This window comes from Paenibacillus sp. SEL1, assembly GCF_054602535.1.
Genome location: NZ_CM137723.1, coordinates 4,382,675 through 4,396,924, shown reverse-complemented (window position 1 = coordinate 4,396,924; position 14,250 = coordinate 4,382,675). Strand labels below are relative to the sequence as shown.

Below are 14,250 nucleotides of genomic sequence, written 5' to 3'. Positions count from 1 at the left end.
TAACTAGCCATAAGGTGTTTACAGGTTCCTTCTAGTATCTGTGTACACATCTGTACGCGGCGTGTCCGCCACCGTATCATCATACGTTCTGTAACGATCCGCATTCAGCGAACGGTTGGTGCGGAAAATATCATAAACATCCCTGTGATGGTCAGCGGAATCCACCAGCACTAAAATCTTGCCCTGATCGACGTATGTCTCGTATTGACGTGCATCATCCTCTGGAATGCCCAGCCCGACCAGTCCACCGACCAAGCCACCTGCTCCCGCTCCGACAGCTGCTCCGGTAAGAGTAGCCGCGATAGGTCCAGCGGCAAGGATAGGTCCGATACCCGGAATAGCCAAGGCCCCGATGCCTGCCAGCAAGCCAGCGACACCGCCTACAACTCCACCTGTAGCCGCACCTGTCGCTACACCCTCCGGTGCCTTCGTGCCTGTCTCTTCGCTAATCGCCCTTAGATCGTCACGGTCACGTGTGATCACAGAAATCTCACTGCTTGGAATTCCTTTGCTCTGCAATTGTCCAATCGCACGAGACGCTTCCTGTTCTGTATCAAAAACACCGACAATTTTCTTTTCGTTATAATCGTTTAAGTTATTAGCCATGATAGTTACCTCCCAAATATTTTAGTGTTGAGTGGTTCGTTTTTCATTACCCCACTATAATGACGTTTAAACGTTTTACAAAAATTCAAAAAGTCGATTAGCATAAAATAGCTTCTATTTAACGCTTTGGCTTTGCTCTGTTGGTCGCCACAGCTTCCAGTGGATCATCCGGCCAATAATGCTTGGGATATCTGCCCTTTAGATCCTTTTTGACCTCAAAATAAGCCTCGCTCCAGAAGCTGGACAAGTCGGAAGTCACTTGGACAGGTCGCTGGGCAGGTGACAGTAAATGCAATACAATTGGCACACGTCCGCGTCCAATACGAGGCGTATCCCCCATACCGAACAACTCTTGTAGTCGTACGGCCAGCGCTGGTGCCTCAGGATTTGAATAATCGACAGGAATGCGGGAACCGCTGGGTACGCGGATATGCGTCGGCGCTTCCTGATCAAGCTGCTGCCGCTGTTCCCAATCCAGCCTGCCAAGCAGCAATGCAGCACTGTCAAGCCGTTGCAGATCGGATACATTTTTGGCTCCTATAGCAAAAGGTAGCAGCCACGCTTCCAGAGAATCCAACAATGCCGATTCCGTGCAATCCGGCCAGTCCTCAGGGGCCGAGAAGTGCATAAAAATCAAACGCGCCTGCAACTGGAGGGTTTGCCGATTCCATGACAGCAGCTTTAGACCTCGTTCACGGACACCCTGCATCAAGGCAGCAGCTACTTCCTCTGCCGGAGGTCGCTCATAGGACGTTTCCTTTAAGACAAGTGAGCCCAGCCGCAGTACTTTGCGGGCTCTCACTGCTGAGGCGGAGCTATCCCAGTATACGTTAGCTTGTTCCAACAGCATTTCACTGCAATGTTCGACCAGCTCTTGCAGTTCAATTGGTGCCGCCAACTGAATAGCACCGTCTGCTCCCTCGTCGTCCACTTCAGCGGCGACGAGATAGGACGAACGCGACATCCACTCCACTTGTCGGAGTCGCGCCCCCCGACCGCCGCTAAGCAAAAAGCGACCATCCCCCCGGCCCTGCGCGATCCGATCCGGATACGCAAAGGCCAACAGCAACCCGCAAGCCGCGGAGCCGTCAGGCTCGTCCTGCGCTGCGGCTGCTGTCGGCAGCTTGGCTAGCAGCTGCCGGCTCTCCTGCACGATACGGCGAATCACCGTATCGTCTGCTGCCCGCAGCAGGCTGTGCGTACTGCGGGCATGGGCCGCCTCGCGCAGGGCATCCAGTCGCGGGCGTAAATCCGTTCCGCCATGAGCGCGGAACGGGTCACGCTCTTGCAGCAGCGCAGCCAGACGGCTGGCAGTTGGTGCCAGGCCGAGGGCCGCAGCACGCAACAGCATGTGCCCAAGGCGCGGGTGCGTGCCCAGGGCGGACACCTCGCGCCCATGCGCGGTAATGCCGCCTGTAGTGCCATCGGCTGCTTCACCCAGGCAGCCGAGCTGGTGCAGCAGACCTGTGGCCTGGCGGTACGCCGCCTCAGGCGGGGCATCCAGCCAGGCCAGCTCGGCGGGCTCGCGCACGCCCCAGACCGCCAACTCCAGCGCGAGCGGGGCCAGATCCGCCGCGGCGATTTCCGGCCGGCTGGCATCGGGGAGCGCGGCTTGCTCCTGCGCGCTCCACAGCCGGTAGCATACGCCCGGCTGGAGGCGGCCCGCCCGTCCGCGCCGCTGATCGGCGGAGGCCTTGGACACCTTGACCGTGGTCAAACGGCTCATGCCGGTTCGCGCGGAAAATACAGACTCCCGCGATAGTCCGCTGTCGATCACCACCGTGATTCCGGCGATGGTCAAGCTAGACTCGGCAATTGAGGTGGCCAATACCACTTTTCGACTGCCCGAAGCCGACGGGCGTATTGCTTCATCCTGCTGCTCCAGCTTCATGCTCCCATACAGCGGAATGACCTTGACATGTGCTGGTAAATGCTTTGAAGCCAATTCTCGTTCCGTTCTGTGAATTTCTCTAGCCCCTGGTAAAAACACCAGCAGATCACCTTCATGAGCATGGAGTACCTTTTCTACCGTCTCAGCCGTAAAGGACTCTAATGAAATTGACGAAGGTTTGGACATATGAAAGGTTTCTACCGGAAATACAGTGCCTGGACATTCCAGCAATGGCGCATCCCCTAATAATCTACATACAGGCTCTGCCTCCAGGGTGGCAGACATGATCAATATCTTCAAATCCGGTCGCAACAGTGCCTGGCTTTGCAGGGCAAGTGCCAATCCCAAATCTGCATGCAGGCTGCGTTCATGAAACTCATCAAAAATAATCAGGCCGACTCCCTCCAACGCCTGATCATGTTGCAGCATCCGGGTCAGTACGCCTTCCGTAACCACTTCAATCCGTGTGTTTGGCCCTACCTTTGTATCCATACGAACCCGGTAACCCACGGTCTTCCCGGTGGGCTCTCCGAGCGCTTTTGCCATTTGCGCTGCTGCTGCACGCGCTGCCAAACGCCTCGGCTCCAGCATAATCATCTTTTGCCCTGCCAGCCACGGCTCATGCAGTAGCTCCAGAGGTGTTACCGTCGTTTTCCCCGCTCCCGGCTGTGCAATCAGTACCGCCGCCGAATGGGATTGCAGTGTATGTTTAAGCTCGGGGATCACTTGCATAATAGGCAGTTGTTTATCTGTCAATGAAATCTCTCCAATGATACGCTTGATGCGTAGAATCTAAGTTTTAATTCCTTTATTATTGTGAATTTTTCATTACCTGTAATTATCGAGCACTGAATAGAAAAGGTTAAGCTACCCCTCTGGAACTTCTCTTCGGTCAGTCGTGCATAATTCTTCTAAATCTATTATACAGATATTTAAATTTCCCGTCTGGCCATCGCAGCTATGTAAGTTTTCTGTGTTAGCTCCTATACCTGTCGGGATGCACTCGCGGCAAGATCGTTTTATAATATAGTTGATATGGATTGCTGAAGGACGGAACATAGAATCGAGGTCACTTTCGTATGGAATTACAGGCCCAACCCATCAGAGGGCGATTTGCCCCAACACCATCGGGATGGATACACTTAGGAAACGCTCGTACTGCCTTATTATCCTGGCTGCACGTTCGTTCCCTGGGCGGAACCTATATTTTGCGCATGGAAGATATTGATATGACGCGAGCTCGCAGCCAGTTGGCGCAAGGGATTATGGAAGACTTGCGCTGGATCGGGCTGAATTGGGACGAAGGACCCGACCTAGGCGGTCCCTACGGTTCCTACACTCAAAGCCAACGGCTGGAACGCTACCAGTCTGCATTGGAGAAACTACAGAGGCAAGATTTACTGTATCCTTGTTTTTGCAGTCGGGCCGACATTCTGGCCGCCGCCCATGCTCCACATGGACTGTCTGGTGAAGGACCCGCATATTCAGGGGCATGTCGTAACCTTAGCTCTCAAGATGTCGTAGCCAAAGCACAATATAAACTTCCTTCACTTCGCTTTAAAGTACCGCAATATCCAGATGCCGTTATTTCGTTTCATGATCAGGTAGCAGGTCATGTGGCCTTCGGTGCGGCAGAGGGGGGCGATTTTATCGTCAAACGAGCCGACGGCATGTTTTCCTATCAGCTGGCTGTCGTTATCGATGATGCGGATATGCATATGACCGACGTACTACGCGGGTATGATCTTCTCGATTCGACTCCCCGTCAGCTATTGCTGTACCAAGCTTTGGGGTTGCAGCCGCCACGTTTCGCACACGTTCCCCTTGTCCTGGGCCCTGATGGGCGAAGGCTGGCCAAACGACATGGTGGCGTAGCACTCCGAGCTATGCGCCGACAAGGGGTCACACCGGAAGCAGTCATTGGCTGGCTCGCCTATTTTTCCGGGCTGCTGGATTCACCTGAGCCTGTGAAGGCTGTGGATTTAATCGATGACTTTCATTTGGACAAACTGCCCAAAGAACCTGTCATCCTGACGAAACAATGCCTCACGAGATTATCTGCACTGCAACGGTAATGAGGTAAAGCATGGAAATCAAAGTGTACGGCAAGGGCATTCCGCCCTTTGCTCTTCTCGCTTCTATTCCTCCAGTCGCTTACGCATAGCGGACTCATATTCATAAAATACAGATGACATATTCAGCCCTCTTTCCTCCAGCAGCATACGGAGACGTAGTGATTTTTCAGTCAGTCTGCGACTGATCCGTTGTTGCTCTCCTGCCTCATGACAAGCGTGAAGCAAATCACGTAGCTGGACACATTCCTTTTGTAATTGAAGCTCTTCCGGTAAAATGCCTGCATTCTTCAACAGCTTGTACGACATCCGCAGCTCCTCTGGAACATGTGACAAATCCTCGATGACCAGTGGCTTGCCCGCTCCCGGCAAATGATCAAATTCACCTTTGGCCATCGCCTCGGCAATCTTCTGCTCTGCCATTCTGGAGAACATCCCCATCACTCCTTGTTTTAAGCTTCCTATGTACAATCTATATTAAAGAAACCTGGAGTCCTTTGCCACTGTAGCTTATATATCATTAGGATGCCCTGTTTACATAAAGGAGAAAGGGGGTTATTCTTCGATCCCAAGCAATTGAGATACTTGTACTCTATATTTTTTGGCCTTACGTGTTCCGTGAATGAGATTGGACAAACGGCTAGCAGGAATATGATAGGTGTCACAAAAAGTTCTCTGATCCATTTGAATTTCAACTAGCTTTTGTTTGATTTTCCAGCCAAAAGGAGTTACAGGATTTCGTTTGTTCAACAACGTTACCACCTCTTCATAGTATAATTTAGGATTTAGGATTTAGGATTATGATTGGGGTTTGGAGATTGGATTTCACGCTCTTCCTTTAGCAACATGTCATGAACTCATTTGTTAAGATTTCATTTTGTATATTTGGTATTGATTCAATAGTTCATCCAGTTTCATGGATTGTTCAATCACTTTGGGATGCGTTAAAAATCCGTATTTCTTCTGGACTTGGTACAGTCTTTTTCTGGCCCGTTCGACACGAAGTAAAGTCACACCTGGATTCATCAGCATGATTCCCCCTTCTGTGTCATATCCTAATGCAAAACGTAAATTTTTGGATTTTTTTAAAATACGCTTAACAAAAAAAGTGCTTCTGGAATATTCCAGAGGCACTTTTTGTCGGTATATGTTTATTTTCAGTTGGTTTCAAGTTGTTCAGAGTTAAACTTGGAATCACAATGCCCAAGAAACGTGAGGTAACCAATCTGGTTACTCCTTAGCTCCCCTGATTAAGCGCCTCCTATTGTTTCCTGAAGATGGATAATCTGGTTGTGTGATTGAACGGGTACATACACGATAAACAAGAAGCTAGTTACGACAATCAATAGAACCATTTTTTTTAACATTTCCTAACCACACTTTCTCAATAAAATTGTAAAATCCTGCTTTGATTTCAGGGACAGCGTAAGTCTTAAAATGTACGAATAGTCCCAAACAATTTTTAAAGCAAGTCACATTATTTAGTGTATTCGAGTTTTCCAATGAACAGAGCAAATGTTTAAACCCATCACTATACATACCTCGGTGCAAATAATAATAAGCTAGCTCATATCCAAAACGTGCATACTGATCCGGCACGACTCGCTGTGTGTACATATCAGTAGAAGGTTGCTGTTGAGCAAAAGAATTAATCTGCCTTTCAAAGCGCAAGAATATATCATTCACATCTAGCTGGAATTGATTAGCCGCAATTACAACGTTCATCAACTTAGCTATCATTTCCTTTTCTGATGTTTCCGATGAAGTGCAAATATAATCTAGGTAATAAGGAAGTACTCTTACTTCCCCTGATAAAAGCTTATACACGTAAGTATTACCTTCTGCCCAATCTTGAAACTGTTTAATCCAATGCAGAGTATCCTCGTCCGTCTCTTTGACCCAATCTAAATTAGCATAGGCGTATGTATATTCTAATGCCTGCTCATAATCGCCTTTGGCCTCATATACACTGGCACACAGTAAATCAGAATATGTGATGTACACAAACAATGGGCGGCTCAGCCTCTTTTCAATTTCCGCAGACTTTCGTTTTTTCTGTTGATGCTCTAATGTATATTGGATTTCCGCTTTATCTCTCATTTTTCGAGCGGTCACATCAAGCCTGTCCCACAAGCGCAAAGATCGATACACATTCGCCAAATCTTTTAGCGCATCAAGCTGGTCTATTTCATCCAGACGTTCCACGAAGGGTTCAAATAGCGTTGCTGCCTTGAGATTACGGCTTTGGTCGTCTCCAACTTGAATCGAGAATATGCGATATTGGCAGGTGGCCAAGCGTTCAGAATGCTGATATTTCTCTACTTCTGCGACATTCTCATAGAGAGGCAGCGCAGCAGCATGTCGTCCCTGTTCAAATAATGCTTCTGCAACATCAAATAGCCTAGTCGCATACAGCGGATTATCCATGATATGTCCAACCATTCGACGGATTGCATCCAGCTTGTCCAGCTCCGCACAACGATACAATAATGGCTCGATTCGCCTAAAATTCGGGGAAAGGTCAATAATGTAATTTTCTATGTATAGATCGTAAAAATAGCCCTCTGGCAAATCCATAGCCACAGTAATTCGGTCTAGCTGCTGTACGGAAACAGGACGATGCTGAGTAATCCAATTACTAAGCGTTCTTTGATGAACCCCTGAATATTCGGCAAATTGACTCAACGTCATATCATTTTGTTTTAGATAATCCTCAAACTCCGCTGAAATCGTAGGTGTATGCTTCAAGTCATAACCACCCTTCACATAAAAATTCCATTATTTAAAAAATCATCCTCTATTCTTCTCCATAATTAACCATCTGTCAATATATTATGCAACTAATGTTTATAATGAAAATTTAGCATAACTTACACACAAGGGAAGATTGTGAAAACGAATAGAAAAAGTGAAATTGGATTGCCGAAATAAAAGGTTTCACAGAGTTGACATGACTATTTCATTTCTCCATATTCTTTACTATTAGTAAATGATATAGAGTTCCCAGGTAGAAACTCTGTTGAACCTTTTAATCAAATGAAAAATCCCTTGATTTTGATGTAATCAAGGGATACATAGGTTCATTTCTCTCGCTTTGATAATGCGAAGTTAATTATTTCTCCAGTCACAATTCCTGTCAGAATTGCATAGATTCCCATAGCGCTCATCTGATATCCCAAAGCGTAAAATACCCCTATAACTATTGCGTAGTTCAATAGAATCGTTGCATAACGCTTTAGAAACTTACTCATGGAAATCCTCATAAGCAACTCCCACCTTATTTTATACTTCAATTATTGTAAATGTTTGGTGTCAATTATCAACATTGTATATGTCCAATTAAAATTCCGATGTTAATTCAGCTAGCTTCTGTTCATCGTTCTTAGATAAAGCCCCACTTTCTAAAATGGATTTTTTTGTTTCTGAGTATGTATAGAGTACTGCTTGTGGCGAATCATCACCTTTACTCACAAAGTCAAAGCTTATCCCATCTTTATGCCAAACTATAGAGGAGATCAGTGTAAAATCCTTATCGGACAGATGCGTATAGCTCTTACGCTCTACATCGTATACTCCGATATAACTTGAACCTAGATCACCGATTCCAAACGCAATCTTTTTTCCATCTGGTGACCAGTTATATGCATCAATCTTTTCACTTCCTGCTCCGTCACTATTCAGCTCAAACATGTTTACAATAGTTTGAGCCCCATCAGATAAATTAATTAGAACAAGTCTACTCCCCTCATGATCGCTTACATGGAGAGATACCTGGTTGTTTTTGGATAAGGAAAGTGAATTAATTCTCAAAGGTCGTGGGTTGAGCTTGATAAGTTGCTCTCCGCGCTTACTTTTTATTTTCATAGAATCCACAACTTCATTGGCTTCGGCGGCTTCTTCCCCCTTAGCCTTAGTTAATTTTGCGGTAAAAGTAACATCTTTATTTTTCCATACAATCTGTTTTCCCGAAACTACAACCTTAGATTTATCTTGATTATTATAATATTGTGAATAATCTATAGAATTCATCTTTTTGTCAGTTGCTTTAGATGTTTCTATAGTTGCTTTTCCTTCAACTTTTTTTACACCTTCCTTTGTGTTGTTGACCTCAATATTATTCACTTTGTTCTGAGACCGTTGTTGATCTGAATTTGAACTTGCCTTATCACTGCACCCTGAAATCGCTAACGCCACTATCGCACTTACGGTGATAATCTGCACGAATTTCATAATTTCCTCCTTAATATACAGTATTCTGTTATTCCTACATTCCCTCGTAATCATATAAAGGTAAGTGCTAATAATCGAACACATAATCTAGTAATCTACTTTAAAATCAGTCACCTCTTTCCTTTCTGTCTAAATAGAATTGTATTGGACCCATTTATATATTTTACCATATATAATCCTTTTTATGTAATTAGAGTACATAATATAGCATATTCGAAAGCAACGAAAGAAAGCATTCTGGTGTTTGCTCTTCACTATTCCCATTTTTCAAGGCTTTTCGCCCGTGGGTTGCATTAAGTGAGCACCAGGAACATAGAGCGCCTTGAGCGGGCGCTTTCTCCCGAAGTAAGCGCTCTAGGGCGAGTGGATCCAGCGCATTCTATTCAGGTCTTGGATGGCGTTCTCTACCGCCTCAGAGCTGGTTAAGTGTAAGCCCGTGTCCATGTTGTGATCTGAAGCATTTCAGTCTGACGCGGAGATTCAAAAACCATATACGAAAGAAGACGCCCCTTATTCAAGGGGACGTCCAAATGAAGTGAATAATCTATTTCATTTGATCTTTCCTTACTTCTCCGGAAATAGGTACAATAATAGCTGATAATCCCGTACTATTTTTAGGTAAAGCTTGCGTTACTGGCTTCCCGCCCCCAACCTTACCATATGTGACGCTATGATCCACACGTTCTTGTAAAAAATAATATTGCGTTTTGTCTACCGGTGGTCGTTTCCCTTTTTCTTTTGTATACTTCTCTGAATCCCCTTCTACACCTTCCCAAACTAGATGTTTAACATCATCCTTAATTTCATAATAAGTGAGTAAGTTGCCTACAACAGAGTAATACCTTAAAACCTCCCCTTCAGGGAAAATATACTGATAATAAACACCCTCCTCGGTATTATTAAGTGTATTTTCATCCTTAGAAGGAAGATTTACAGCGATTTTACGTGCCGCCACCAAATCCGTACTTTGATAAAACTTCTTATATTTTTCTACTTGGTCAGCACTCCGAATAATGACAGTATTTTTGTCCGCTTTCCATTTCACCTCTGCTTTAAAGGCTTCGCTGATGAAGCGCAAAGGCACAACAACGCGATTATTGCTCAATTGAGCAGGCACATCCAAAGTAAGCATTTTTTCTCCATAAGAAGCTTCTTTTTGACCGATCGTAAGTACAAGCTTTTCTTTCACCCCAGGAGCATTAACAGTCACCGTCTTCTGGCTAGCATTCCAGACTAAATTAAGCTTAAGCGGCTTCAACGAAGCTAAAGAAACCATAGTTCTCCCTGCGACAGAAACGGGTGGAGCATCTGAATGTACCACCTCGCTGTTGATAACTAATTGAATCGACGGTGCAGCAGAAAGCGGAATAGCAAATGTTAAGAGCATGCCTAAAGTAAGCATAGATGAAAGAAAGATTTTTTTCATACCTAACTAACCTCCAATCATATGAAATTCACTAAAAATCTATTACTGCTTATGTTTTGAATCCAAGTCAAAATAAAGAACGTCCCTCGCTAAGGACGTCCTTAATAAACTGATTCGATAGTAGCTATTGTTTTCTCGTCTCATTAGGAATAGGTTGGATAATATCTGTATAGGATTTAGCTTTTGCAGTGAGATCTTTTTGTTGACCTTTATCATCTTTGTATACAGCTTTGATATTCCCATTCTCATCATTAAACATCATAATATCAGTTACCCATTCAACGTAATTATAACTTGGTCTTTGGCCAGCACTGGATACAATATCATCCAGACCATTTCCTGATGTAAATTGCCAAACTGCCTTAGCAACTCCATCCTTAATTTCAACTACCGTATTACCAGCTGACCAATCATTGTTAAAATACATGTATCTGGATGAATCCCCTCTCGGGAAAACGTAAGTATATTCTTTGTTAGCCCCCGGCTTTTCTAAAGAAGAAAGCGATTTGAAAGAAAATTGAACCGGCAGCGATATAGCAGCCTGACGAGCGGTTTGTAAATCTTCTGCCTGTAAGCTCTCTTGGTCTACCTTATAATTACCGTCTTGAATAAATAAAATAGACCGAAGCTTCTCATAGCTTGCCTTGTAGCCAAAATTCTCCGAAATAAAACGAATAGGTACCAATATCCTTCCCTGGGACACTTGGACAGGGACATCAACCTGGACTGCTTTGTTATTTTTAAATGCTTCTTTTTTGTTAGCCATTAGCTTAATTTGATCTTTGCCTTTTGTGATGAGAGCAGATTGACTTTTACTATCCCATTGATAGGTTACCCCAAGTGAAGCAAGCGTACGTATAGGAACCAAAACACGCCCGTCCTTAATAATAGGTGAAACAGCAGTTGCTATAAACTTCCCATTCACATTCACCGCGTTAACGGATATAGGATTGGCAGCATCAGCAATCGCCCAGGATTGAAACGCAAGTACGAAGAAAAACACAAACACAATAACCTTTTTCAAGATAAATTACCTCCTTTTTCAATAAGTACCCTTACATAAGACGTATGAAGTATCCGAAAAGTTTCTAATCCAGGTGTTTACCATGGTCGTCGCTTTAGTGATATACGATAGATTTTTCAAAAGAATATAATCAATCAGTAACATAGTAGAAAACATAATCACGTAAAAAAGAGCGATTTTTATCGCTCGCTCTTTAACATTCATTTATATATATATTCAGTTGATTTTCCTGTCCGTCGCTCCCTGATCTCATCAGAAAAGTTATGTACCAGCTTCTCTTGGTATATCAACGTTTTTAACTGATTATGTGATAATGAGGGGATATTTCGCACCCATGTTTCGTTTATCGCGTTTTACTTAACAGTATCAAGCCCCCATACACTTTAGCTGTGACGAAGTTTACTGCCTGGCTAGCAGGGTCCACAGCCCAAAATACATCAAAGTAACCCCCTCTGCTATTATCCGCATAAACAATGGTAGCACCTTTTACAATGCTTACTACCCAACCTGGTACTCCCAAAAACGAAAAAATACCGGTAAAAGTTCCTCCGGATATTGCGAATTCTCCCTGTACTTCATTTGGCGTTGCTACTGTACTGCTGATAACAAGCATTAGCATAACGGATGCCATTCAGGCTGATACAAATTCCTCACTTTACCACCCCCCCTAATAATAAGATATAATTGTAATAACGATACATAGAATATATATATACCACTTTTGGCACACTTTTTTTAGAAGGAGTTTTCAATTTTGAAGAATATCGCAACAATCTTAGTCGTTGGATTTTTTACTCTGGAATATTGATATATGCTTAATGGAAGGTAGAACTAAATGGTTTATTAGTCTGCTTTTTAAGCGCAGGTATAGTAGCACTAGGCTTCATTGGCTGTATATTTAATAAAAAAGTGCGTAAAAAATGAACACACTCTAAAATGAGTCCGAATCTCATGGACTCATTTTCATTCACACACTACAGCGTTATCGCATATTGCTTAGCTGGCATATGTATAAAACCCAGCATTTGATACATATGTTTATTGATGCATGAAAAATTTGTATTGGTGTAGTATAGTTGAACGAATGGAAAAAGAAGGTGATACCAATGAGTTTTGCTCTTGTATTATTTATTGCAGCTGTGATTCAATTTGTTCTGGATAAAATTATCAGCAAAACAGATGAGAAGATATCAGACACGGATGGTTTTATCCCATACAGGTGGTTCATTGTGATTGGGGGTATTGTGGTAATTTTGTCAGTTCTTTTTGTTAAAGAACCTTATAAATATGTTTGGATTAGCGTATTACTTATTCTAGTGTTCAGTGTTCGATCTATCTTCCAATGGAAATATATTCGAAGTTCACAAAAACATATTATTTCACTATTGATGATGGCCATATCTGTAGTTGGTACAATTGTTTATGTTTTAATTTAACAAAAGAACCGTACAATTTGGTATTATCCCCTTCTAGTAGACAAGAGAAAAAAGACATCTGATAAGATGGACTTAATCTTGTTGAACGTAGGGGATTTTTCATGGCTAAAAAGGGACAAACCATTCCGACAGTACTCCTTAGATGTGAAGATGGAGGCAGTCCGGTTGGTAAACGAAGAACATATGAGTAGACGGGGTTGACTCCAATAAATTCCACGTCCTCACGGCTACCGCCATCATATGACGCCTAAGAAAAAAGACCAACCAGAAATCTCTGGTTGACCTAATAATACGAAATTAAGTCCTAGACTGTCGCTGTTCCCATTAAACTAACGTTCCCCGTTAGCGTAATGATGTCACTTTTTTTCGAAAGTGGTTTCCAATTCTGATTACGCTCATCGTTAATCGTTGGCCTACGATTAACACGTCCGTTTAAATAAGCTTCTTGATATTGCCTTAGCGATTCAATATTTGCTCCCCCTTCATAATCGGGATCGTGTTATTGAACAACATCATCCTCCCAAAAACAAATATCACAAATGTCATAAGTACCTGGTGGTTCATAATCCAGTGTTTTATAACCACAGCATGGACATGCATATTTCATATATAGTCACCTCCACATAAATAATCAGCACTTTGATGTGTTCGCTATATGATTAACCTAGCATGCACGTTAGTTGAACAAAAGCAGCCGATCACATTGGTCAGCTGCTTTATTAGTTGTAATGAGCTATCGTATCCCGTTAGTATAAAGACCAACTGATTTAATAAATCCCAGAACTTACCCATGCAACAGTTGTTATTGCAATTGATGCGGCCATCAAAACAAATAAAATATAACCGGCTTTAGTTTTCACACTGCTTCGTTTATCATAAACTTCTGGCTTGACTCCTAACCCAAGCCACAAATCACTAATAAGACTCACAACGACTAACGCGAAATTTTTGATCAGCTTCATGTTACAACGCTCCTTGTCCCAGCAATTGTTCTCGAATCGATTTCTTCTAAATAATACCACATATTAGCTCTATCCTGCGTTACTTCATTGAAGAAAAGCAGCCCCTCATGAGCTGCCCTACTGCCAGTCACTGCAACAATAGGGTTTATCCAAGGGCTACCTCATTTACCAAGTAATCCAACCACTTGTTCGTTTGTAACTGTGTAGGAGCTCGTATTTCTCACTACGCATCAGTCGTTTCATTTTTGTTCTATACAGACGATAATCATCTTTTCTTGCTACTTTACATTCTTTGTTGTAATGAACACTCTTGATTCCTTTACGGAAATCCTTAAGCTTCTCTCTTCTTGGATCTTTGGGCTTATTATTGATCTCCAGACTACACTGTTTCTCATCTTCCCGGGATTGAATCTCTTCCCGTGTAAACATCTTCATCCCCGTTGTGCCGGGTTAGATTTTGGCATTTGAAGCCATGGCCTTAGACACAACTAATAGAAGAAGATCTTCGGATTGAACATTAAATCACCTCTGATTTTATTCATCCTTATTTTAAATTATTTATAACTATTCTGCCCGTTAGCTTAATGTAAAACGGAGCTGCTG

12 protein-coding genes and 1 pseudogene are annotated in these 14,250 nt (G+C 43.4%); 2 read left to right on the top strand and 11 right to left on the bottom strand.

The window, feature by feature from the left end; genetic code table 11:
• Nucleotides 1-18: 18 nt before the first annotated feature.
• Together ACYCSE_RS20590 and hrpB are read right to left on the bottom strand one after the other, a co-directional pair.
• Nucleotides 19-606, bottom strand: coding sequence for a general stress protein (locus tag ACYCSE_RS20590; protein ID WP_061830310.1), 588 nt, complete (start codon nucleotides 604-606; stop codon nucleotides 19-21).
• A 118-nt stretch (nucleotides 607-724) separates the two neighbouring features.
• A complete protein-coding gene (hrpB, locus tag ACYCSE_RS20585; RefSeq protein WP_254351358.1) occupies nucleotides 725-3,253 on the bottom strand; it encodes an ATP-dependent helicase HrpB in 2,529 nt (842 codons plus the stop codon).
• Nucleotides 3,254-3,576: 323 nt separating this feature from the next.
• Between hrpB and gluQRS the strand changes: the two genes are divergently transcribed.
• Nucleotides 3,577-4,572 (top strand): tRNA glutamyl-Q(34) synthetase GluQRS, encoded by a 996-nt coding sequence (gene gluQRS / locus ACYCSE_RS20580; RefSeq protein ID WP_459699624.1) that lies wholly within the window; start codon nucleotides 3,577-3,579, stop codon nucleotides 4,570-4,572.
• A 63-nt stretch (nucleotides 4,573-4,635) separates the two neighbouring features.
• Here gluQRS and ACYCSE_RS20575 read toward each other — a convergent pair whose 3' ends face one another.
• The 7 genes from ACYCSE_RS20575 to ACYCSE_RS20545 all read right to left on the bottom strand — a co-directional run bounded on the left by ACYCSE_RS20575 (nucleotide 4,636) and on the right by ACYCSE_RS20545 (nucleotide 11,249).
• Complete coding sequence (locus tag ACYCSE_RS20575; protein WP_446674587.1) at nucleotides 4,636-5,010, bottom strand: DnaJ family domain-containing protein; 375 nt, start codon at nucleotides 5,008-5,010, stop codon at nucleotides 4,636-4,638.
• 114 nt (nucleotides 5,011-5,124) lie between these two features.
• Nucleotides 5,125-5,319 (bottom strand): hypothetical protein, encoded by a 195-nt coding sequence (locus tag ACYCSE_RS20570; RefSeq protein WP_061829457.1) that lies wholly within the window; start codon nucleotides 5,317-5,319, stop codon nucleotides 5,125-5,127.
• Between the two features lie 114 nt (nucleotides 5,320-5,433).
• On the bottom strand, nucleotides 5,434-5,601 hold the full coding sequence (locus ACYCSE_RS20565) for an aspartyl-phosphate phosphatase Spo0E family protein (RefSeq protein WP_071558834.1): 168 nt from the start codon (nucleotides 5,599-5,601) through the stop codon (nucleotides 5,434-5,436).
• Between the two features lie 297 nt (nucleotides 5,602-5,898).
• Complete coding sequence (locus tag ACYCSE_RS20560; RefSeq protein ID WP_459699621.1) at nucleotides 5,899-7,317, bottom strand: helix-turn-helix domain-containing protein; 1,419 nt, start codon at nucleotides 7,315-7,317, stop codon at nucleotides 5,899-5,901.
• 591 nt (nucleotides 7,318-7,908) lie between these two features.
• A complete protein-coding gene (locus ACYCSE_RS20555; RefSeq protein WP_459699619.1) occupies nucleotides 7,909-8,799 on the bottom strand; it encodes a TolB-like translocation protein in 891 nt (296 codons plus the stop codon).
• A 544-nt stretch (nucleotides 8,800-9,343) separates the two neighbouring features.
• Complete coding sequence (locus tag ACYCSE_RS20550) at nucleotides 9,344-10,225, bottom strand: copper amine oxidase N-terminal domain-containing protein (protein ID WP_254351362.1); 882 nt, start codon at nucleotides 10,223-10,225, stop codon at nucleotides 9,344-9,346.
• Nucleotides 10,226-10,349: 124 nt separating this feature from the next.
• On the bottom strand, nucleotides 10,350-11,249 hold the full coding sequence (locus ACYCSE_RS20545; RefSeq protein WP_254351363.1) for a copper amine oxidase N-terminal domain-containing protein: 900 nt from the start codon (nucleotides 11,247-11,249) through the stop codon (nucleotides 10,350-10,352).
• A 1,106-nt stretch (nucleotides 11,250-12,355) separates the two neighbouring features.
• Between ACYCSE_RS20545 and ACYCSE_RS20540 the strand changes: the two genes are divergently transcribed.
• The gene (locus ACYCSE_RS20540; protein ID WP_322171713.1) at nucleotides 12,356-12,685 is read left to right on the top strand and encodes a DUF4181 domain-containing protein; all 330 of its coding nucleotides are present in this window, start codon (nucleotides 12,356-12,358) and stop codon (nucleotides 12,683-12,685) included.
• A gap of 304 nt (nucleotides 12,686-12,989) precedes the next feature.
• Here ACYCSE_RS20540 and ACYCSE_RS20535 read toward each other — a convergent pair.
• Together ACYCSE_RS20535 and ACYCSE_RS20530 are read right to left on the bottom strand one after the other, a co-directional pair.
• Nucleotides 12,990-13,292, bottom strand: a pseudogene (locus ACYCSE_RS20535) (CPCC family cysteine-rich protein).
• A gap of 160 nt (nucleotides 13,293-13,452) precedes the next feature.
• Nucleotides 13,453-13,647: a hypothetical protein gene (locus ACYCSE_RS20530; protein ID WP_322171712.1), complete on the bottom strand. Its 195-nt coding sequence runs from the start codon at nucleotides 13,645-13,647 to the stop codon at nucleotides 13,453-13,455.
• Nucleotides 13,648-14,250 lie beyond the last annotated feature (603 nt).

What these genes read in the sequence shown, in the direction of transcription:
- ACYCSE_RS20590 (WP_061830310.1), bottom strand. Translation starts at nt 606, where the DNA reads ATGGCTAATAACTTAAACGATTATAACGAAAAGAAAATTGTCGGTGTT.
- gluQRS (WP_459699624.1), top strand. Translation starts at nt 3,577, where the DNA reads ATGGAATTACAGGCCCAACCCATCAGAGGGCGATTTGCCCCAACACCA.
- ACYCSE_RS20575 (WP_446674587.1), bottom strand. Translation starts at nt 5,010, where the DNA reads ATGGGGATGTTCTCCAGAATGGCAGAGCAGAAGATTGCCGAGGCGATG.
- ACYCSE_RS20565 (WP_071558834.1), bottom strand. Translation starts at nt 5,601, where the DNA reads ATGCTGATGAATCCAGGTGTGACTTTACTTCGTGTCGAACGGGCCAGA.
- ACYCSE_RS20555 (WP_459699619.1), bottom strand. Translation starts at nt 8,799, where the DNA reads ATGAAATTCGTGCAGATTATCACCGTAAGTGCGATAGTGGCGTTAGCG.
- ACYCSE_RS20550 (WP_254351362.1), bottom strand. Translation starts at nt 10,225, where the DNA reads ATGAAAAAAATCTTTCTTTCATCTATGCTTACTTTAGGCATGCTCTTA.
- ACYCSE_RS20540 (WP_322171713.1), top strand. Translation starts at nt 12,356, where the DNA reads ATGAGTTTTGCTCTTGTATTATTTATTGCAGCTGTGATTCAATTTGTT.
- ACYCSE_RS20530 (WP_322171712.1), bottom strand. Translation starts at nt 13,647, where the DNA reads ATGAAGCTGATCAAAAATTTCGCGTTAGTCGTTGTGAGTCTTATTAGT.